This window comes from Arenimonas caeni, from assembly GCF_003024235.1.
GTDB lineage: Bacteria > Pseudomonadota > Gammaproteobacteria > Xanthomonadales > Xanthomonadaceae > Arenimonas > Arenimonas caeni.
Window position 1 is genome coordinate 62,580 of sequence record NZ_KZ679095.1, and the last position, 20,149, is coordinate 82,728.

General features: G+C 71.3%; 18 protein-coding genes. 9 read left to right on the top strand and 9 right to left on the bottom strand.

The window, feature by feature from the left end; genetic code table 11:
* Positions 1 to 45: 45 nt before the first annotated feature.
* Positions 46 to 897 carry a polyamine aminopropyltransferase gene (gene speE / locus C6N40_RS11095; protein ID WP_106991097.1) on the bottom strand — a complete coding sequence of 284 codons (852 nt, stop codon included), beginning with the start codon at positions 895 to 897 and terminating at the stop codon, positions 46 to 48.
* Between the two features lie 110 nt (positions 898 to 1,007).
* Here speE and speA point away from each other — a divergent pair, with 110 nt between their 5' ends.
* Positions 1,008 to 2,912: an arginine decarboxylase gene (gene speA / locus C6N40_RS11100; protein ID WP_106991098.1), complete on the top strand. Its 1,905-nt coding sequence runs from the start codon at positions 1,008 to 1,010 to the stop codon at positions 2,910 to 2,912.
* Positions 2,909 to 3,760, top strand: a complete 852-nt coding sequence (locus C6N40_RS11105) for an NAD(P)-dependent oxidoreductase (RefSeq protein WP_106991099.1) — start codon at positions 2,909 to 2,911, stop codon at positions 3,758 to 3,760. Before speA ends, C6N40_RS11105 begins: the two co-directional genes overlap by 4 nt.
* 13 nt (positions 3,761 to 3,773) lie before the next feature.
* On the opposite strand, the gene C6N40_RS11110 is transcribed toward C6N40_RS11105, so the two are convergent.
* From C6N40_RS11110 to radC, 4 genes are all read right to left on the bottom strand, one after another.
* Positions 3,774 to 4,358 carry an SPOR domain-containing protein gene (locus C6N40_RS11110; RefSeq protein ID WP_106991100.1) on the bottom strand — a complete coding sequence of 195 codons (585 nt, stop codon included), beginning with the start codon at positions 4,356 to 4,358 and terminating at the stop codon, positions 3,774 to 3,776.
* Positions 4,358 to 6,121 (bottom strand): arginine--tRNA ligase, encoded by a 1,764-nt coding sequence (argS, locus tag C6N40_RS11115; RefSeq protein ID WP_106991101.1) that lies wholly within the window; start codon positions 6,119 to 6,121, stop codon positions 4,358 to 4,360. The genes C6N40_RS11110 and argS overlap by 1 nt, the downstream gene beginning before the upstream one ends.
* Positions 6,122 to 6,320: 199 nt before the next feature.
* On the bottom strand, positions 6,321 to 7,364 hold the full coding sequence (locus C6N40_RS11120; RefSeq protein WP_106991102.1) for a hypothetical protein: 1,044 nt from the start codon (positions 7,362 to 7,364) through the stop codon (positions 6,321 to 6,323).
* A gap of 69 nt (positions 7,365 to 7,433) precedes the next feature.
* A complete protein-coding gene (gene radC / locus C6N40_RS11125; protein WP_106991103.1) occupies positions 7,434 to 8,108 on the bottom strand; it encodes a RadC family protein in 675 nt (224 codons plus the stop codon).
* A gap of 94 nt (positions 8,109 to 8,202) precedes the next feature.
* Between radC and coaBC the strand changes: the two genes are divergently transcribed.
* From coaBC to C6N40_RS11140, 3 genes are read left to right on the top strand one after another with little or no spacing between them, the layout of a single operon-like run.
* Positions 8,203 to 9,408: a bifunctional phosphopantothenoylcysteine decarboxylase/phosphopantothenate--cysteine ligase CoaBC gene (gene coaBC, locus C6N40_RS11130; RefSeq protein ID WP_240183507.1), complete on the top strand. Its 1,206-nt coding sequence runs from the start codon at positions 8,203 to 8,205 to the stop codon at positions 9,406 to 9,408.
* On the top strand, positions 9,405 to 9,863 hold the full coding sequence (gene dut, locus C6N40_RS11135; protein WP_106991105.1) for a dUTP diphosphatase: 459 nt from the start codon (positions 9,405 to 9,407) through the stop codon (positions 9,861 to 9,863). The genes coaBC and dut overlap by 4 nt, the downstream gene beginning before the upstream one ends.
* Positions 9,864 to 9,899: 36 nt before the next feature.
* Complete coding sequence (locus tag C6N40_RS11140; RefSeq protein ID WP_106991106.1) at positions 9,900 to 12,239, top strand: phosphomannomutase/phosphoglucomutase; 2,340 nt, start codon at positions 9,900 to 9,902, stop codon at positions 12,237 to 12,239.
* 9 nt (positions 12,240 to 12,248) lie between these two features.
* Here C6N40_RS11140 and C6N40_RS11145 read toward each other — a convergent pair whose 3' ends face one another.
* Both C6N40_RS11145 and pyrE read right to left on the bottom strand, forming a co-directional pair.
* Positions 12,249 to 12,941 carry a DUF4124 domain-containing protein gene (locus C6N40_RS11145; protein WP_162782200.1) on the bottom strand — a complete coding sequence of 231 codons (693 nt, stop codon included), beginning with the start codon at positions 12,939 to 12,941 and terminating at the stop codon, positions 12,249 to 12,251.
* Between the two features lie 16 nt (positions 12,942 to 12,957).
* Positions 12,958 to 13,605 carry an orotate phosphoribosyltransferase gene (pyrE, locus tag C6N40_RS11150; protein ID WP_106991108.1) on the bottom strand — a complete coding sequence of 216 codons (648 nt, stop codon included), beginning with the start codon at positions 13,603 to 13,605 and terminating at the stop codon, positions 12,958 to 12,960.
* Positions 13,606 to 13,713: 108 nt separating this feature from the next.
* On the opposite strand from pyrE, the gene C6N40_RS11155 reads away from it, so the two are divergent.
* The 3 genes from C6N40_RS11155 to C6N40_RS11165 all read left to right on the top strand — a co-directional run bounded on the left by C6N40_RS11155 (position 13,714) and on the right by C6N40_RS11165 (position 16,135).
* Complete coding sequence (locus C6N40_RS11155) at positions 13,714 to 14,481, top strand: exodeoxyribonuclease III (RefSeq protein ID WP_106991109.1); 768 nt, start codon at positions 13,714 to 13,716, stop codon at positions 14,479 to 14,481.
* The gene (locus C6N40_RS11160) at positions 14,478 to 15,782 is read left to right on the top strand and encodes an AmpG family muropeptide MFS transporter (RefSeq protein WP_106991110.1); all 1,305 of its coding nucleotides are present in this window, start codon (positions 14,478 to 14,480) and stop codon (positions 15,780 to 15,782) included. The genes C6N40_RS11155 and C6N40_RS11160 overlap by 4 nt, the downstream gene beginning before the upstream one ends.
* A 62-nt stretch (positions 15,783 to 15,844) precedes the next feature.
* Positions 15,845 to 16,135 carry a hypothetical protein gene (locus C6N40_RS11165; RefSeq protein WP_106991111.1) on the top strand — a complete coding sequence of 97 codons (291 nt, stop codon included), beginning with the start codon at positions 15,845 to 15,847 and terminating at the stop codon, positions 16,133 to 16,135.
* Here the strand turns inward: C6N40_RS11165 and C6N40_RS11170 are convergent.
* Together C6N40_RS11170 and C6N40_RS11175 are read right to left on the bottom strand one after the other, a co-directional pair.
* On the bottom strand, positions 16,132 to 17,265 hold the full coding sequence (locus C6N40_RS11170; RefSeq protein ID WP_106991112.1) for an anhydro-N-acetylmuramic acid kinase: 1,134 nt from the start codon (positions 17,263 to 17,265) through the stop codon (positions 16,132 to 16,134). The two genes, C6N40_RS11165 and C6N40_RS11170, sit on opposite strands and share 4 nt — an antisense overlap.
* Positions 17,266 to 17,269: 4 nt before the next feature.
* Complete coding sequence (locus tag C6N40_RS11175; RefSeq protein ID WP_106991113.1) at positions 17,270 to 18,574, bottom strand: peptidoglycan DD-metalloendopeptidase family protein; 1,305 nt, start codon at positions 18,572 to 18,574, stop codon at positions 17,270 to 17,272.
* A 163-nt stretch (positions 18,575 to 18,737) separates the two neighbouring features.
* Between C6N40_RS11175 and tyrS the strand changes: the two genes are divergently transcribed.
* Positions 18,738 to 19,952 carry a tyrosine--tRNA ligase gene (tyrS, locus tag C6N40_RS11180; RefSeq protein ID WP_106991114.1) on the top strand — a complete coding sequence of 405 codons (1,215 nt, stop codon included), beginning with the start codon at positions 18,738 to 18,740 and terminating at the stop codon, positions 19,950 to 19,952.
* The last annotated feature ends 197 nt before the right edge of the window (positions 19,953 to 20,149 follow it).

Genomic DNA, 20,149 nt, shown 5'->3' on the forward strand with positions numbered 1-20,149 from the left:
GCGCATATCCGCGTCATCCGCGTCATCCGCGGCAAACCCCATCCTTCACTCGCCGAGGGCGCTGGACATGATGGGGGGCATGGAGAGGGCGGCGTGGTGGGTGGCGGCGGTGTAGTACTGGGTGTCGAAGGGCTTCGCGGCGGCATCGGCCTTGCGGAAGTTCGTGAGGTCGCGCGCTTCCTTCGAGGCGATGGTGCAGCTCCACCAGCCGGTCGGGTAGCAGGGCTGCGGGAAGGGCAGGGTGCGGAAGGACTTGAAGCCGGCGTCGGCCATGGCCTGGCGCATGTCCAGGATCAGGTTCATCAGCGCCAGCGGGCTTTCGCTCTGCTGCACCAGCAGGCCGCCCGGGCGCAGGGCCTTGAGGCAGTTCTCGTAGAAGGCGCGGTTGAACAGGCCCTCGGCCGGGCCGACCGGATCGGTCGAGTCGACGATGATCACGTCGATCGACTCCGGCGCGGCGTTGGCCATGTAGGCGATGCCGTCGTCGAACATCACCGTCGCGCGCGGGTCGTTGTTGGACTCGCACAGCTCCGGGAAGTACTTCTCGGCCATGCGCGTCACCTGCTCGTCGATGTCGCACTGCACGGCGGTGCGCACGCCCGGGTGGCGAAGCACTTCGCGCAGGGTGCCGCAGTCGCCGCCGCCGATGATCACCACGTCCTTCGGGTCGGCGTGGGTGAACAGCGGCGCGTGCGACATCATCTCGTGGTAGAAGAAATTGTCGCGCGTGGTCACCATCATCGCGCCGTCGATGAGCATGACGTTGCCCCAGTCGGTGCTCTCGTACATCTCGATCTTCTGGAACGGCGACTGCACCTCGTCGAGCTTGCGCCTGATGCGCAGGCCGAAGGCCGAGCCGGTGTGCTCGAAGTTTTCATGAAGCCAGGTCGTGGTCATCGCCGGGTCCCGGGGTGGTGGAAAGAGGGGGCGCATTGTAGCGCCCGCGCATGAACCCCCGCGCCCCCGGGGGGTACAATGCGCGCCCAACCCGCCCCGGAACCCCGCCCATGCCCGCCTGGTCCCTCGACCGCGCCCGCCACACCTACTCCATTCCTTACTGGAGCGAGGGCTACTACGACGTGGACGAAGCCGGCCAGATGGTCGTGCGCCCGCGTGGCGCCGGCGGCCCGGCGCTGGCATTGCCCGAGGTCGTGGCCCGAGCCACCGGCGCCGGCCTGAAGCTGCCGCTGCTGCTGCGCTTCTCCGACATCCTCGGCGACCGCCTGGGCAAGCTGCAGGCCGCCTTCGGTCGCGCCATGGCCGAGCTGGACTACCAGGGCGGCTACACCGCCGTGTACCCGATCAAGGTGAACCAGCACCGCGGCGTCGCCGGCGAGCTGGCCAGGGCCGGCGGCGAGGGTTTCGGCCTCGAGGCCGGTTCCAAGCCCGAGCTGATGGCCGTGCTCGGCCTGGCGCGTCCCGGCAGCCTGGTGATCTGCAACGGCTACAAGGACCGCGAGTTCATCCGCCTGGCGCTGATCGGCCGCAAGCTCGGCCTGCATACCTTCATCGTCATCGAGAAGCCCAGCGAGCTGGCGATGGTGATCGAGGAGTCGAAGTCGCTCGGCGTGCAGCCCGGCCTCGGCGTGCGCCTGCGCCTGGCTTCGCTGGGCGCCGGCAAGTGGCAGAACAGCGGCGGCGACAAGGCCAAGTTCGGCCTCTCGCCGCGCCAGGTACTCGACCTGGTCGAGCGCCTGAAGGCCGCCGGCATGCTCGACGCGCTGCAGCTGCTGCACTTCCACATGGGCAGCCAGATCTCCAACGTGCGCGACATCGCCAACGGCATGCGCGAGGCGGTGCGTTACTTCGTCGAACTCACCCGCCTGGGCTGCGACATCCGCTTCATGGATTCCGGCGGCGGCCTGGGCGTGGACTACGAAGGCACGCGCTCGCGTGGCTTCTGCTCGATCAACTACGGGCTCGACCAGTACGCGCACACCCTGGTGCAGCCGCTGGCCGAGGCCTGCGCCGAACACGGCATCGCGCCGCCGCGCATGGTCACCGAGGCCGGCCGCGCCATGACCGCGCACCATGCGGTGATGGTGGTGAACGTCTCCGAGGTCGAGCGCGCGCCCGAAGGCGCGGTGCCGCGCGAGGACGCCGACGAGCCGGCCGTGCTGCGGCACCTGCGCGAAACCCACGCCGCGCTCGGCCAGCGTCCGGCGCTGGAGCTGTACCACGAGGCCCAGCACCACCTGGCCGAGGGCCAGGCGCTGTTCGCGCTGGGCCAGGTCGGCCTGCGCCACCGGGCGCGCATGGACGACCTGTTCTACGCCATCGCCCGCGACGTGCGCGGCCGCCTCACCGCGGCTGAGCGCAGCCACCGCGACGTGCTCGACGAGCTCGACGAGCGCCTGGTGGACAAGTACTTCGTCAACTTCTCGGTGTTCGAGTCGATCCCCGACGTCTGGGCCATCGACCAGGTGTTCCCGATCGTGCCGATCGCGCGCCTGGACGAGCAGCCCGACCGCCGCGGCGTGATCGCCGACCTGACCTGCGACTCCGACGGCCGCATCGACACCTACGTCGAATCCGAGGCGCTCGACAGTTCGCTGCCGCTGCACTCGCCGCGCGAGGGCGAGAGCTACCGGCTGGGCATCTTCATGGTGGGCGCCTACCAGGAGACCCTGGGCGACATCCACAACCTGTTCGGCGACACCGACACCGCCAACGTGGTGCTGTCGGACAATGGCGCCTGCACCGTCACCCGCCAGCGCAAGGGCGACACGACCGACGTGATGCTCGATTACGTCGGCTACGACCTCAATGAACTGCGCTCGGCCTACAAGGCCAGGGTCGACGCCGCCGGCCTCGAGCCGGAGGAGGCCGCCCGCCTGCTGGTGGACCTCGAGACGGGCCTCACCGGCTACACCTACCTGCACGAAGAACACGCCTCGGGAGAACAGGCATGAAGACCGGCTTCATCGGGCTCGGCGCCATGGGCGCGCCGATGGCCGGCCACCTGGCCGCGCGCGGCCTGCTGGCCGTGGTCGACAACCGCACCCGCAGCAAGGCCGATGCACTCGCGGCGCAGCTGGGCGTGCAGGCCGCCGCCTCGCACGCCGATTTCGCCGTCTGCGACGTGGTGGCGCTGTGCGTGTCCATGGATGCCGACGTGCTGCAGCAGGTCGAAGCCCTGGCCGCCGTGCTGGCGCCGGGTGCCGTGGTGGTCGACCACTCCACGGTCTCGGCCGACACGGCCCGCAAGGCGCAGGCGCTGCTGGCCGCGCGCGGCATCGGCTTCATCGACGCGCCGGTTTCGGGCGGCGTCGAGGGCGCCCGCAACGGCAAGCTCTCGGTGATGGCCGGCGGCGACGCCGCCACGCTGGAGAAGGCGCGCCCCGTGCTCGAGGCCTACGCCGCCCGCATCACCCACATGGGCGGCACCGGCGCCGGCCAGGCCACCAAGGCCGTGAACCAGGTGCTGGTGGCCGGCATCAACGAGGCGGTGTGCGAAGGCCTGGCGCTGGGCGAGAAACTCGGCCTCGACCCGGACAAGCTGCTGCCGACGCTGATGGCCGGCGCGGCCGGCAACTGGTTCCTCGACAAGCGCGGCGCGACCATGCTGGCCAACCAGTTCACGCCCGGCTTCAAGTGCGGGCACCTGCTCAAGGACCTTCGCATCGTCCAGGGCATGGCCCGCGACGCCGGCATCCGCGCCACCGTCATCGAACAGGCCCTGGCCGACTACGCCGAGCTGGTACAGCGCGGCGAGGCGGACGCCGATACCTCGGCGCTGATCCTGCTAAAGCGAGGCTGAGCGCGCGAAGGCCTTACTCGGCCCGGATCGCCATGGCTTCGATGCCATGGCTGCCCAGCGTGCGCTTGGCCGCGGCCAGCGCGCCGGCGTTCGGGTAGGGCCCGAGCCGCACGCGGTAGATGGTGCCGGTGTCGGTCTGCGCGGACTCGACGCGGGCGATCTCGCCGGCGAGGGCGATGCGCGCCTTGAGCGCCTCGGCGTCGGCGGCCGAACGGAAGGCACCGGCCTGGATCAGGTAGCGCACGGTGTCGGCGTTGGCCGGCGGTGCGGCGTCGGCGGGCGCGGCGGCCTCGCGCTGGGCCTGGGCGTTGAGCTCGGCGTCGGGGATGACCACCTCGCGCTCGCGCAGCACGTCGTAGAAGTCGTACTTGGGCTTGCGCGGTTCAGGGGCGTCCTGGGCCACCGGCTCGTCGGCCGCCACGGGCGCGCGCGCCTCGGGGTCGGGCTTGGGCAGCAGCTGCTTGACGTCGCCGCCGTTGCGCACGAGCAGCACGGCCGCGATCAGCACGCCGCCGGCCAGGCCGCCAAGCAGCCAGATCCAGCCGGGCACGCCACGGCCGCCGTTGCGCTTGGCCTGGTTCTTGGAGCGGCGGGCCATTACATCTTCTCCGGGGCCGACACGCCCAGCAGCGCCAGGCCGTTGGCGAGCACCTGCTGGGTGGCCTTGGCCAGGCCCAGGCGGGCGTTGCGCAGTTCTTCATCGGCCACCAGGATCGGCTGGGCGTTGTAGAACGCGTGGAAGGCCGCGGCCAGTTCGCGCAGGTAGTTGGCCACCACCTGCGGCGCGCGGCCGGCGGCGGCGGCTTCCACCACTTCGGGGAAACGCATCAGCTCGTCGAGCAGCACGTCCTCGTGTGGTTCGGCCAGGCGCTGGCGCGCGGCCTCGGCGGCGCCGCGGTTGTAGCTCATCTGCTTCTCGGCCAGCTGCCGGAACAGCGAGCACACGCGCGCGTGGGCGTACTGGATGTAATAGACCGGGTTCTCGTTGCTGCGGCTCTTGGCCAGGTCCAGGTCGAAGTCCAGGTGCTGGTCGTTGCCGCGCATCACGTAGAAGAAGCGCGCCGCGTCGGTGCCCACTTCCTCGCGCAGCTCGCGCAGGGTGACGAAGCTTCCGGCGCGGGTGCTCATCTGCACGCGCTCGCCGCCGCGGAAGAGGATGGCGAACTGCACCAGCTCGATCTCGATCTTCGACGGGTCCAGGCCCAGGCCCTGCGCGGCGGCCTTCAGGCGCGCGATGTAGCCGTGGTGGTCGGCGCCGAAGATGTAGATGGCGCGTTCGAAGCCGCGCTCGAACTTGCTCAGCAGGTAGCCCAGGTCCGAGGCGAAGTAGGTGGTGACGCCGTTCTCGCGGCGCACCACGCGGTCCTTGTCGTCGCCGAAGTCGGTGGCGCGGAACCACAGGGCGCCTTCCTTCTCGAACAGGTGGCCCTTGTCGCCGAGCACCTTGATGGCGCGATCGACGTAACCCTCGGTCATCAGCGAGCGTTCGGAGAAGAAGTTGTCGTGCACCACGCCGAAGCCGGCGAGGTCGTCGCGGATGTCGCCCAGGCACCAGGACAGGCCGGCCTCGAACACCTGCCGGTAGCCCGCGTCGCCCAGCAGCTGCCTGGCGCGGGCGATCAGCGCGTCGACGTGGGTTTCCTTGTCGCCGCCCTGGCCCTCGTCGGGCGGCAGGCCGTCGGTGATCTCGATGGCGCTGTGGCGCAGGGCGTCGCCGGCCTTGGCGCGCAGGCCGCGGGCGATGTCGACCACGTACTCGCCCTTGTAGCCGTTGTCCGGGAAGCGCACGTTGACGCCGCCCAGCTCGTGGTAACGCAGCCACACCGACACGGCCAGGATGTCCATCTGCCGGCCGGCATCGTTGACGTAGTACTCGCGCTGGACCGTGTGGCCGGCCGCGTCGAGCAGGTTGGCCACCGAGGCGCCATAGGCGGCGCCGCGGCCGTGGCCCACGTGCAGCGGGCCGTTGGGGTTGGCCGAGACGAACTCCACCGTCACCGATTCGGCGCTGCCGGCCGGGGCGCGGCCATAGTCCTTGCCCAGTTCGAACACGCGGCGGATGGTGCCCAGGCGGCAGCTGCGGGCCAGGGTGAAGTTGATGAAGCCGGGGCCGGCGATGGCCACCTTCTCGACGTGCTGCGAGGCCGGCAGCGTCTCGACCAGCAGTTCGGCCAGCTCGCGCGGCTTCATGCCGGCCGGCTTGGCCAGCAGCATCGCCACGTTGCTGGCGTAGTCGCCGTGCTCGCGGGACTTGGTGCGCTCGACCACGAAGCCGGGCGTCGGCAGGTCCTGGGGCAGGCGGCCATGCCGCCTGAGGTCCAGCAGGGCCTGGTCCACGAGTTCGCGCAGGTGGTCTTTCACGGATGTTCTTTCCACTGGGGTGAACTGGGCATTGTATCGCGGCCCGGGGCGGGCGCTGTCACCGGCCTGTCACCCCGGCCGCGCAGAATGCCGGGGCACGCAGGACATCGTGCTCTCTCATCCCCACTTTCGGGCTGGCGGCCACGCCGGGTTCCGGGGCAAGGGCCGGCCGCAACGCCGGCCCCTTTTTTTCCCGGGCTCAGCCGGACTCGGCCGCGCACAGGGCCTCGAAGGCGTCGAGCACGGCCTGGCCGCTGGCCGGCGGCTCGTGTTCGAAGCGCTGCAGCAGGGCGGCGCTGACCCGGCGCACGCCGGCGGCGTTGGCGGCCTTGCCGGGGCCGTAGACCCGCTCGCCCTCGCGCGAGCTGAAGCGGTGCAGGTCGAAGAAGTAGAGCATTTGGCCGCGGCTGAGGAAGCCCAGGCAGGTCGGGCCGCTGCCGGCCCGGTCCAGGGCTCGGCCGGCCCGGCGCTCGCGCTCCCGGCAAAGGCGCAGGGCGCTCTCGGCCAGGTGGGCGAAACCCTCGCCGACGTTGGCGGTGTCGAGGTCGGCGGCCAGGCGGCCCAGGCGCTCGCCCCGGCGCGCCTGCAGGTCCGCGGTCCAGTCCGGGCGCTCGGCGTCGAGCCAGAGCGCGAGCCCGCGGGCCAGCGAACCGCCGGCGGCGGTGGCCAGGTCCTCGGCGTCGGAATGGGGCAGGGGCCGGGCGTCGAAGGTGCTGCCGGCGATCATCAGTTCGAGGGCGACGTACTGGGCCCGGTCGGCGTCGCGGCGAAAGCCGCTGGCGTCGAGGATGCGGAAGGTCTCGGCGATGCTGGCCGCCTCGTTGCCGCCCACCGGCCCGGGCACGTCGAAGGCCTCGCGCTGGCGCAGGTCGTGGCAGGCCGAAAACACCAGCAGCGCCAGCCAGTCCGCCGGCGGCAGCGAGCTCTCGCCCAGTTCGTCCATCACCCGGCCCAGGCGGCGCTCGGCCAGCTCCATCACGTGGACTTCATTGTGGTAGTCGTGCGGGTCGTCGCCAAACCCGCCGTGACGGCGGCCCATGCGCGCCAGCCCCAGCAGCGCGGCATCCACGTGGCGGGCGATGTCGGCCGCTTCCAGGCCCTGCCCGGCCCGTCGGGCGACCGCCCCGAGGCGGTCGGCCAGGTCCGGCGCGCGCGTGGCCAGCAGCGTGCGCGCGCTGGCCGGGTCCGGCAGGGCGGCTTCGACCGCATCGGCGGCATACAGGTTGGAATAGCCGAGGATCACGCACTCTCCCGGTGCCGGCGCCAAAGCCTTTCCCGAGTATACGTAGGCCGGTGGCCGCGGGCGCCACGGCTACAGGGCCCCCAGCCGGGCCATGGAACAGGCCGGGCCCTCGCCGACGATGAAGTGGTCGAGCAGGCGCACCTCCACCAGGGACAGGGCCTGGCGCAGGCGGGCGGTGACCGCGCGGTCGGCGGCGCTGGGCTCCGTGCAGCCGCTGGGGTGGTTGTGGCCCAGGATGACCGCCGCGGCGTGGTGGGCCAGGCAGCGCTGCACGACTTCGCGCGGATGTACCTCGGCGCCGTCGAGCGTGCCGCGGAACAGTTCCTCGAAGGCGATGACGCGATGCCGGGTGTCGAGGAAGAGGCAGGCGAAGACTTCGTAGGGCAGGGCGCGCAGGCGGCGGGTGAGGTAGTCGCCGGCCAGGGCCGGGTCGGTGAGCGCCTCGCCGCGGGCCAGGCCCTGGGCCAGATGCCGGTGGCCCAGTTCCAGCGCCGCCACCAGCCGGCCGGCGCGGGCCGGCCCCAGCCCGGGCAGGCCGGCCAGGGCCGGTGCCGGCCGGTCGAGCAGGCCCCGCACGCCGCCGGCTTCGGCCAGCAGGCGGCTGGCCAGCGCCACCGCGCTGGCGCCGCGCTGGCCGGTGCCCAGCAGCAGGGCCAGCACCTCGGCGTCGGACAGGGCCGAGGCACCGCGTGCCAGCAGTTTCTCGCGGGGGCGTTCGGGGTCGTTGCCGTCGTGCAGTCGCATGCCGACAGACTGCCGCGACGGGCAGCCGGGCGGCGTCGGGGCGCCGCGGTCCATCGGGTAAGCTAGGCGCGTTCGTATTCGTCAGGGAAACCCGGTGGCCAACCTGCAAGGGCAACGCATCCTGCTGGGCGTCAGCGGCGGCATCGCCGCCTACAAGGCGGCCGAGCTGGTGCGGCGGCTGCGCGAGGCCGGCGCCGAAGTGCGCGTGGTGATGACCGCCGCGGCCCTGCATTTCGTCGGCGCCACCACGTTCCAGGCGCTCTCGGGCAACCCGGTGCGCAGCTCGCTCTGGGACGAGGCCGCCGAGGCGGCGATGGGCCACATCGAGCTGGCCCGCTGGGCCACGCGGGTGCTGGTGGCGCCGGCCACCGCCAATTCGATCCGGCGCCTGGCCCAGGGCCACGCCAACGACCTGCTGTCCACCCTGTGCCTGGCCACCGAGGCGCCGCTGCTGGTGGCGCCGGCGATGAACCGGGTGATGTGGGCGCACCCGGCCACCCAGGCCAACGTGGCCACGCTGCGCGCGCGCGGCGTCGCCTTCGTCGGGCCCGCCAGCGGCGACCAGGCCTGCGGCGAGGCGGGCGCGGGGCGCCTGGCCGAGACGGCCGACATCCTGTCCGCGCTCGAGGCCACGCTGGCGCCGCCGCGCCTGGCCGGGCGCCGGGTGCTGGTGAGCGCCGGCCCCACCTTCGAGGACATCGACCCGGTGCGCTTCATCGGCAACCGCAGCTCCGGGAAGATGGGCTTCGCCGTGGCCGCCGCCGCGCGCCGGCTCGGTGCCGAGGTCACGCTTGTGGCCGGCCCGGTGGCGCTCGACACCCCCGCCGGCGTGCGCCGGGTGGACGTGCGCCGCGCCGCGCAGATGCGCGAGGCGGTGCTGGCGGCGCTGCCGGACCACGACGTCTACATCGGCGCGGCCGCGGTGGCCGACTACGCCCCGGCCGAAACCCTGCCGCAGAAACTCAAGAAGGCCGGCGAGAGCCTGCAGATCACCCTGGTGCGCACCGCCGACATCCTGGCCGACGTGGCCGCGCACGCCGCGCGCCCGCGCCTGGTGGTCGGCTTCGCCGCGGAAACCCAGGACCTCGAGGCCTATGCCCGCGACAAGCTGCACCGCAAGGGCCTGGACCTGATCGCCGCCAACGACGTGTCGCGCGCCGGCCACGGCTTCGAGGGCGACGACAACGCCCTGTCGGTGTTCTGGCGCGAGGGCCGCCGCGACATCGCCCACGGCCCCAAGACGGCCGTGGCGCGCGAACTGATGGACCTGGTTGCAGACCGGCTGGAGGCCGAAGCATGACCGTCGAAATCGAACTCAGGCAGCTCGACCCGCGGCTGGGCGGCGAATTCCCGCTGCCCGGCTATGCCACGGCGCAGTCGGCCGGCATGGACCTGCGCGCCATGCCCGACCAGCCGATCGAACTGGCGCCGGGCGAGGCGCAGCTGGTGCCCACCGGCATCGCCATCCACATCGGCGACCCGGGACTGTGCGCGGTGATCCTGCCGCGCTCGGGGCTGGGCCACAAACAGGGCCTGGTGCTGGGCAACCTGGTGGGCCTGATCGACGCCGACTACCAGGGACCGCTGATGGTCAGCCTCTGGAATCGCGGGCGCAACTCGCTCACCATCACGCCGGGGGATCGCGTCGCCCAGCTGGTGTTCCTGCCCGTGGCCCGGGCGGTGTTCCGGCAGGTGGAGCAATTCGAATCCAGTGCGCGCGGCGAAGGTGGCTTCGGCCACACCGGCGTGCGCTGAACGGGGCGGCCAGGTCGCGCCGTGACAGGGGGTAGCATGAAATCGTTGGGCAAGAATCAGCTGCAATCGATCAAACCGACCTGGCTTCTGGCCGGCCTGGCCGTGCTCGCGGCGCTGTGGTTCGCCTGGAATGGCTGGCAGGAGCTGTCCTCGGCCCACGTGCAGTCGCGGGTGGACGCGGCGCGCGCCGCCAGCGGCGCCGAGGTGGTCAACCGCCTGCAGGCGGCGGTCGCCGAACTCGAAGGGCGTCGCGGCCGCCTGGCCCTGGCCACGGCGCTGCAGCGCGAGGACCTGTCCTCGGCCGAGAACATCATCAAGGGCGGCTGGGACGGCGTGGAAGCTGTCGAATGGCACGACCCGGGCCTGGCCACGGCTTATGAAGACCCCAGGGCCTTCGGCTACGGCAAGCTGGGCGTGCTCGAGCTGTCGATCCAGGACAACGCCAGCCGCGCCGCGGTGGTGATGGACGGCGGCGCGGCCAGGCTGGCCGTGGCGGCGCCGGTACTGTCCGACGGCCGGGTGCTGTCGGTGGTGTACGTGCGCCTGCCGCTCGAGCAGCTCACCGGCCCGCTGTCCTCGGCGGACCTGTCGTCCAACGGTTACCTGGCGCTGCGCCAGGGTCGCCACAACGTGTTCGAACGCGGCGACACCTCGCTGGCCGGCACGGCCGAGTTCGGCGCGGTGCCGGTGCCGGGCACCCGCATGCGCGTGGTCTCGGCCGCTCCCGCCGGCAACGGCGGCAGCATGCTCACCAGCTTCCTGCTCGCCGGCCTCTGCCTGGCCGTCGGTGCCGGCGCGCTGCTGCAGCCGCACCTCAAGTTCGCGCGCCGCAAGGCCGGCGACGAAGACGAGGCCCCCGCGGTGGCCGATGGTCCGACCCTGGCCGAACTGCAGGCCAGCGGCCAGCTCAAGGCGCCGCCGCCGGAGGAAGAAGGCAAGCCGGCGATGCAAAAGCCGCCCATGCCGCCGGTGCCGGGCATGCCGGAGGTGCCGCGCGCGGTGCTCGACCGCAGCATCTTCCGCGCGTACGACATCCGCGGCGTGGTCGGCAAGACGCTCGACGAGGAAACCGCGCGCCTGATCGGCCAGGCCATCGGCAGCGTGATGCACGAGCAGGACGCGCGCAGCATCGTGGTCGGCCGCGACGGCCGGCTGTCGTCGCCGCGCATGGCCGCGGCCCTGATCGACGGCCTGCGCCGCGCCGGCCGCGAAGTCATCGACATCGGCGAGGCGCCGACGCCGGTGACCTACTTCGCCGCGTACCACCTGCGGGCCGGCTCCTGCGTCTCGGTCACCGGCAGCCACAACCCGCCGGACTACAACGGCTTCAAGATCGTCATCGAGGGCGAGACCCTGGCCGGCGACGCGATCCAGAACCTCTACGAGCGCATCGCCGAGAACCAGCTGCACACGGCCTCCGAGCCGGGCCTGGCCAGCAAGCGCGACATCGCCGCGGACTACATCAACCGCATCGCCGGCGACATCCAGATCGAGCGCAAGATCAAGGTGGTGGTCGATTGCGGCAGCGGCATCGCCGGCGCGATCGCGCCGCAGCTGCTCGAGGCGATCGGCGCCGAGGTCGAGCCGCTGTTCTGCGAGGTGGACGGCAACTTCCCGCACCACCACCCGGACCCGAGCGACCCGGCCAACCTGCAGGACCTGGTGAACGTGGTCCAGCGCGTGGACGCCGACCTGGGCCTGGCCTTCGACGGCGACGGCGACCGCCTGGGCGTGGTGACCAGGTCGGGCGAGATGATCTACCCCGACCGCCTGCTGATGCTGTTCGCGGCCGACGTGCTCGAGCGCAACCCGGGCGCCTGCGTCATCTACGACGTCAAGTGCACCGGCCACCTGGCCATGCACATCCTGCGCCACGGCGGCAGCCCGCTGATGTGGAAGACCGGCCACTCGCTGATCAAGTCGAAGATGCGCGAGACCGAAGCCGAGCTGGCCGGCGAGATGAGCGGCCACTTCTTCTTCCGCGAGCGCTGGTATGGCTTCGACGACGGCCTGTATGCGGCCGCGCGCCTGCTCGAGATCCTCTCGAGCCGCGGCGAGACGCCGCAGGAAGTGTTCGACACCCTGCCCAAGGGCGTGTCCACGCCGGAGCTGAAGATCCACGTCGAGGAAGGCCGCCAGTACACCTTCATCGAGGAGTTCCTGGCGCGGGCGAAGTTCGAGGGGGCGCGCATCGCCACCATCGACGGCCTGCGCGCCGACTGGCCGGATGGCTGGGGCCTGGTGCGGGCGTCGAACACGACGCCGGTGCTGGTGCTGCGCTTCGACGCCAAGGACGAGGACGCCCTGCGTCGCATCAAGGAAGCCTTCCGCGAGCAGCTGCTGGCCGTGGACGGCTCGCTGCACCTGCCGTTCTGAGGGCGGTGCTCAGCCGGCCGGGGACGTCCCGGCCGGTTCTTCGGCGGCCGCCGGCGCGTCGGGGGCCGCGGGCCCGGTGCCGCGCAATTCGTGGAAGCGCTTGACCAGGTACTCGAGCTCCTCGTCGAGCTTCATCAGCTCGGCCTGCTTGAGCACCAGCATGTTCTGTTGCTTGGCCATCTCATGGTGCAGCTCGCGGATGGTGGCGGCCTGGCGGGCGTCGACGGCCCGGCCGGCCAGCTCGGCCTCCGAGGCCTCGGCCAGCAGGCTGGTGAGGCTGTTGCGCTGGCTGCCGATGCCGGCCTCGATGGCGTTGAGGTTTTCCTGCATCAGCGTGATGCGCATGCCATAGGAACGGCGCAGGTCGTCCTCGGTCTGGAACGAGGCGAGCATGGCCTCCTCGGTCTGCCGTAGCTGCTCTTCGTCGCGCTGCTGGCGGGCCTGCGCGGCGGCGAGCCGGTCGGCCTCCGCCTGCTCCTCGGGCGAGAGCGCGCGGCCCACCTCACCGGTGGTGCGCCCGGACGAGGCGCTGATCTCGGTGCGCGCGTGCTCGAGCGCCTCGGCCGGCAGGGTGTCGGAGAACTGCACCTTGCCGTCCTTGTCGACCCAGCGGTAGAGCTTCTTGGCCTTCTCCTGGGCCATCGCGCCACCGGCGGCGAACACCGCGGCGGCGACGGCGAGGCAGATCAGCTTGGTCTTCATGGGCGCACCCCGGCGGTCACGAACGGCTTCCATAAGCGGAACGATACGCCACCAGCGCGTCCTTGTGCTCGGCCAGCTCCGGCCGCTCGTCGGCGTGGGCCAGCAGGTCGTCGAGGCTGGCCACGGCGAACACCGGCAGCCCGAACTCAGCGGTGACCTCCTGGGCGGCCGAACGCTCGCCCACCTGCCCGCGCTCCTGGCGGTCGAGCGCGATCAGCACGCCACAGGGCTCGCCGCCGGCGTCGCGGATGGCGCCGATCGACTCGCGGATGGCCGTGCCGGCGGTGATCACGTCGTCGACGATCAGCACCCGGCCACGCACCGGCGCGCCGATCAGCGTGCCGCCCTCGCCGTGGGCCTTGGCCTCCTTGCGGTTGAAGGCCACCGGCACGTCGCGGCCGCGGGCGGCCAGCGCCACCGACAGGGTGGTGGCCAGCGGGATGCCCTTGTAGGCCGGGCCGAACAGCATGTCGAAGGCCAGGCCGGAGGCGTCCAGGGCGTCGGCGTAGCACTCGCCCAGCGCCTTGAGCGCGGCCCCGGAGTCGAACAGGCCGGCGTTGAAGAAATAGGGGCTGGTGCGGCCGGACTTGAGGGTGAACTGGCCGAAGCGCAGCACCCGGCGGTCCAGGGCCAGGTCGAGGAAGCGGGCCTGGTACGGGCTCATGGCGGGATCCGATGGGGAAAGCGCGATTGTGCAACAGCCCGCGCGCCCGCCGCACCCGCGCGGGTTTGGGCTAACCTTTGCCGGACCCCGCACGAGCCAGGCCCCGCCTTGAGGATCATCAGTTTCAACGCCAACGGCATCCGCTCCGCCTCCAGCAAGGGTTTCTTCGACTGGTTGCCCGGGCAGGACGCGGACATCGTCTGCATCCAGGAAACCAAGGCCCAGGAACACCAGCTCGGCGCGCCCGACCTCAGGCCGGCCGGCTACCACGCGTTCTTCCGCGACGCGACGACGAAGAAGGGCTACAGCGGCGTCGGCATCTACAGCCGGCGCGAGCCGGACGAAGTGCGCACGGCGCTGGGCTGGGCCGACTTCGACGAGGAGGGCCGCTACATCGAGGCGCGCTTCGGCAACCTCAGCGTGGTGTCGCTGTACTTCCCGTCGGGTTCGTCCGGCGACGAGCGGCAGCAGTTCAAGTTCCGCTGCATGGACTGGATCACGCCGATCTACGACCAGTGGCTGGCCAGCGGCCGCGACTACGTGATCTGCGGCGACTGGAACATCGTGCACACGCGCAAGGACATCCGTAACTGGACCTCGAACCAGAAGAACTCCGGCTGCCTGCCCGAGGAGCGCGCCTGGCTCGACCTGCTGTTCAGGGAGCGAGGCTGGGTCGACAGCTACCGCCACCTGCACCCCGAGGGCGAGGACTACACCTGGTGGAGCCAGCGCGGCGCGGCGCGCGCCAAGAACGTGGGCTGGCGCATCGACTACCAGGTGGTGACGCCCTCGCTGCGTGACCGGCTGAAGGACTGCGCCATCTTCCCCGAGCCCAGGTTCAGCGACCACGCGCCCTACCTGGTGGAGTACGCATGAGCCTGGCCGCGCGCCTGCAGGCCGGCCTGCGCCCCTACCTGCAGCGCGAACCGCTGGCCGCGCTGGCGCTGGGCATTTCGTCGGGCTTTCCCTACGCGATGATCGGCGCCACCCTCACCACGCGCCTGGCCCAGGACGGCATCGACAAGAAGGCGGTGACGGCGTTCTCGCTGGCCTTCCTGGTCTACAACTTCAAGTTCCTGTGGGCGCCGCTGGTCGATTCGGTGCGGCTGCCGTTGCTGGGCCGCCTGGGCCAGCGCGTGTCGTGGCTGGTCCTGGCCGGAACGCTGGCGATGCTCGCCGTGGCCTGGCTGGCGGTGCTCGACCCCAAGGCCGACCTGGCGCTGTTCGCGCTGGCGGCGGTGGCGGTGGGTGCGGCCGGCGCGACGTACGACATCGTGATCGACGCCTACCGCATCGAAACCCTGAAACCCGAGCAGCTGGGCGTGGGCTCGGGCATGTCGCAGTACGGCTGGCGCATCGGTTCGGTGGCGGCGGGCTCGCTGGCGCTGTACGTGGCGGCGCGCCACGGCTGGACGCTGGCTTACCTGCTTTGCGCGGCCTTCGCGCTGCCGGCGATGCTGGCGGGCCTGGTGATGGGCGAGCCGGCGCGGCACGTGGTGGTGTCGGCGCACCGCGGCCTGCGCCAGGCGTGGGAGGCCACGGCCGGCCCGCTGCTGGAGTTCTTCCGCCGCCGCGGCGCCTTCCTGGTGCTGCTGTTCGTGCTGCTGCACAAGATCGGCGACACGCTGGCCAACCTCACGCTGCGCCTGCTGCTCAACGACCTGGGCTTCAGCAACGACGAGATCGCCACCTACGACGTGGGCTTCGGCTTCGTGGCCATGCTCGCGGGCATTTTCCTGGGCGGCATGATGTACGCGGCCATCGGCATGAAGCGCTCGGTGCTGGTGGCGCTGGTGCTGATGGCCATTTCCAACCTCAGCTTCGCGCTGCTGGCGCACGTGGGCCACTCCAATGCGCTGCTGGCCTTCACCATCGGCTTCGAGAACCTGGCCAGCGGCATCGGTGGCGTGGTCGTGGTGGCCTACCTGTCGGCGCTGTGCAACCTGGCCTTCACCGCCACCCAGTTCGCCCTGCTGTCGGCGGCGGCCAGCGTGGTCGGCCGCCTGGTCACGGGCACCACCGCCGGCGCGCTGATCGAGCAGATGGGCTACGTGAACTTCTACGTGCTCACGACCCTGGTGGCGTTGCCGGGCGTGCTGCTGTACCTGTTCATGCTGCGGGCCGGGCTGGTGGAGCAATCGCTGGGCAATGCCGGATACCGCGGCAACGACGGCTGAACCAGAGGCTTGCAGTCCCGGGCCAGCGCCGTATGCTGGTTGTCCCCCCGAGGACCGAGGCCATGGCCGACTTCCTGTTGCGCGACATCGACGAGCGTGTGGCCGAGCGCATCAAGGAGATGGCGCGGCAAAAGGGCTGGCCGCTCAACGACGTCATCCTGCACCTGATCAAGCAGGCCCTGGGCATCATCGAGCCCGAGCCGGCGCCCGAGCCGGGCGACATCGCCCGCCTCACCGGCTCCTGGAACGACGACGAGAGCCGCGCCTTCGCCGAGGCGATGGCGGCGCTCAACTCCCTGCCGGACGACGCGCCGGCCTACATGAAGCCGGAAAAGGACAAGCCGGGCGGCTAGACCCGGTGGATCGCGCCCAGCACGCGCGGGCCGCGTGCGCCCGTGACCGCCGGCAGGTTGCCGGGGCGTCCGGCCAGGGTTTCCCGGGCCAGCCAGGCGAAGCCCGCGGCTTCAACGAAATCCGGATCCAGGCCGTGCGCGGCCGTGCTCTCGACCGCGACGCCGGGCAGGCGCGCGGCCAGGCGCTGCATCAGCAGCGGGTTGTGCACGCCACCGCCGCAGGCCAGCAGCCGCGCGCAGGCGGGCATCTCGCGCCGCAGGGCGTCGGCCACGGTGGCGGCAGTCAGTTCGCACAGCGTGGCCTGCACGTCGGCCGGTGACTGCGTGCCGAGCCGCGCGCGCAGCCACTGCAGCTGGAACTGGTCGCGGCCGGTGCTCTTGGGCGGCGGCAGCGCGAACCAGGGCTCGGCCAGCAGGGTCGCCAGCAAGGCTTCGTCGACGCGGCCCTCGCGCGCGAAGGCGGCGTCCCTGTCATAAGGCTGGCTGCGGTGCTCGAGGCACCAGGCGTCCATCAGGCCGTTGGCCGGGCCGGTGTCGAAGCCGCGCACGTCGCCGGCGCGCGGCATCAGGCTGAGATTGGCGATGCCGCCGAGGTTGAGCACGGCGCGGTCCTCGGCGGGATCACGCAATACCGCGGCGTGGAAGGCCGGCATCAGCGGCGCGCCCTGGCCGCCGGCGGCGACGTCGCGGCGGCGGAAGTCGGCCACGGTGGTGATGCCGGTGCGTTCGGCGATGACGCTGGCATCGCCGAACTGCTGGCTGAAGGGCGCGGCGCCGGTGGGGTCGTGGCGCAGGGTCTGGCCGTGCGAGCCAATGGCGGTGACGTCGCCGGGCGCCACGCCCGCGTCGGCCAGCGCCTGCTGCGCGACCGCGGCGAAGGCCTGGCCGAGCCGGGTGTCGAGCCGGCCGACCTCGTCCAGGCTGAGGCGGGCTTCGGCCTGCGACAGCCGCAGCACGTCGTCGCGCAGGGCAACGGGCAGCGGATAGGTGCGCCCGAACAGCACCCGGAGCGTCGGCTCGAACCGCACCAGGGCGGCATCGATGCCGTCGGCGCTGGTGCCGGACATCAGGCCAAGAAAAAGCCCGCCGTCGGTGACGGCGGGCGCGTTCGCGCTTGCCTGCACGGGCATGGGCTCAGCGGGCGGCGAGGCGCACGCCCTCGATGCGCTTGAGCTGGGCCATGGCCGGCGCGGTGGCGGCGCGGAAGGCCGCCAGTTCGGCGCCGACCAGCGGATCGGGCTTGGGCATCGTGACCGTGAGCGGATCGCGGTGGGCGCCATTGACGCGGAATTCGTAGTGCAGGTGCGGGCCGCTGGCCAGGCCGGTGGCGCCGACGTAGCCGATGGTGCTGCCCTGCTGCACGCGCGAGCCGACCTTGTAGTTGCCCAGGCGCGACATGTGCGCGTAGAGCGTGGTGTAGCCGCGGCCGTGGTCGATGATGATGGTCCTGCCGTAGCCGTTCTGCCAGCCGGCGAAGGCGACGCGGCCATCGCCCGCCGCCATGATCGGCGTGCCGGTGGAGGCGGCGTAGTCGACGCCCTTGTGCGCGCGCACCGTGCCCAGCACCGGGTGCTTGCGGCGCGGGTTGAAGCGCGAGCTGATGCGGGCGAACTCGATCGGCATGCGCATGAAGCCCTTCTTCAGCGGCCGGCCGGTGAGGTCGAAGTACTCCATCTTGCCGTTGCGCTCGAAGCGCAGGGCGGTGAACTCCTTGCCGCGGTTGTTGAAGCTGGCGGCCACCACGCCGCCGCTGCGCAGCCGCTCGCCGTCGCGCCAGACTTCCTCGTAGACGACCTGGAAGCTGTCGCCGACGCGCAGGTCCTGGGTGAAGTCGATGTCGTAGGAGAAAGCATTGGCCATCTGGTTGATGACCGCCGGGCCCAGGCCGGCCTTCTCGCCGGCGGCGTAGAGCGAGCTGTCGATCTCGCCGCTGGCGATCATCAGGCGTCGCTCGAGCGGGCGTTCGATGACGTTCTCGACGAACTTGCCTTCCTCGAGCCGGATCTCGACCCGGGCCGCCTCGTCGCGCTCGAAGGACAGCCCGCGCAGGCGGCCCTGTTCATTGATGTCGAAGGAAAGCTCGGCGCCGGCGCGCACGCGCGAGAGCGCCTTGTCGGCGCTGGGCAGCTCGAGCACGGCAAGCATGTCGCCGGCCGGAACGCCGACCTGCTCGAACACCGCGCCCAGGGTCTGGCCACTGCGCACGGTCACCACCTGCCAGGCCGGCTCGGCCAGGCTGGCTGCGGCGGCGGGCAGCGCACTCGGGGGCAGGACCAGGTCGATCGTGGTGAGGTGGGCGTTTTCGTCCTGGCCGCGCATCGCGGCGGCGAAACCGGGGATGATGGTGGCGACCAAGATGGCCAGGGCGGCGTAGACGCTGGCCAGGACCCAATGTTCGCGGGACCAGCGGGACGGGGAAAAGTGGTGGCGCTGTTGCAAGGGCTGTCCCCGCGCAGGATCGATGTCAGGCTACGATAACCAGCAGGAAATAACGCCGTCAAACCCTTGTTGCGGCTGGATTTTTCCGGCCGCCCGCTTTAACTTTAGGTTAACCTTCGTTTAACGCCGCCGACCGGCGCGGCCGCCCCCACGGAACACCTCCATGTACGACCTGCAAGCCTCCCTCGAACTGATCGGCCGCGGCGCCGAGGAGATCCTCAAGCCCGAGGACCTGGCGGCGCGCCTGAAGGAGGGGCGGCCCCTGCGCGTGAAGGCCGGCTTCGACCCGACCGCCCCCGACCTGCACCTGGGCCATACGGTGCTGCTCAACAAGATGCGCCAGTTCCAGGACCTGGGCCACCGGGTGGTCTTCCTGATCGGCGACTTCACCGGGATGATCGGCGACCCGACCGGCAAGAGCGCCACCCGCCGGCCGCTGACCCGGGAGGATGTGCTGGCCAACGCCCAGACTTACGCCGACCAGGTCTTCAAGGTGCTCGACCGCGACCGCACCGAGGTGCGCTTCAACTCCGAGTGGTTCGGCCAGATGACGGCGGCCGACATGATCCGCCTGGCCGCGCAGCACACCGTGGCGCGCATGCTCGAGCGCGACGATTTCGCCAAGCGCTACGCCGGCCAGCAGCCGATCGCCATCCACGAGTTCCTCTATCCGCTGGTGCAGGGCTACGACTCGGTGGCGCTGCAGGCCGACGTCGAACTCGGCGGCACCGACCAGAAGTTCAACCTGCTGATGGGCCGCGGCCTGCAGGAGCACTACGGCCAGAAGCCGCAGGTGGTGCTGACCATGCCGCTGCTCGAGGGCCTGGACGGCGTCAACAAGATGTCCAAGTCGCTGGGCAACTACATCGGCATCGACGAGCCGGCCATCGACATCGTCACCAAGGCCATGAAGATCGGCGACGAGCTGATGTGGCGCTGGTACGAGCTGCTGAGCTTCGAAACCTCGCTGGCCGAACTGGCCACCATGAAGGCCGACATCGCCTCCGGCGCGCTCAACCCGCGCGACGCCAAGCTGCGGCTGGCGCGCGAGCTGGCGGCGCGTTTCCACGGCGCCGCTGCCGCCGAGCAGGCCGTGGCCGGCTGGCATGCCGTGGTGCGCGGCGAGGGCGATACCTCGCTGCTGCCGCTGGCCGAGCTGCCGGCGCCGGCCGAGGGGCTGCGCATCGCCGCGCTGCTGGTGGCCGCCGGCCTGGCCGGCAGCAACTCGGAAGGCAACCGCAAGCTCAAGGAGCGGGCGGTGCGCATCGACGGCGAGGTGTTCGAGGACGGGCAGCGGCTTTTCGCGCCCGGATTCGAGGGCGTGCTGCAGGTTGGCAAGCGCAATTTCGCCCGCATCCGCCTGGTCGGGGGTGGCTGAAACCGCGGCAAAACACGAAGTGCTTGCGTTCCGTCGCGGGGCCCGCTTAGGATTCGCGCCCCGCTGATCCCGGCCACGTGCCGCGGAGTAGTCGGGCGGCAAGAAAATCCCCTCCACAGGGTGTTGACGAACCGCCAAACTGCTGTATCATGTGCGGCTCCCTCGGGTGAAACGCCCGGCACGGGAAGAAGGTCGGA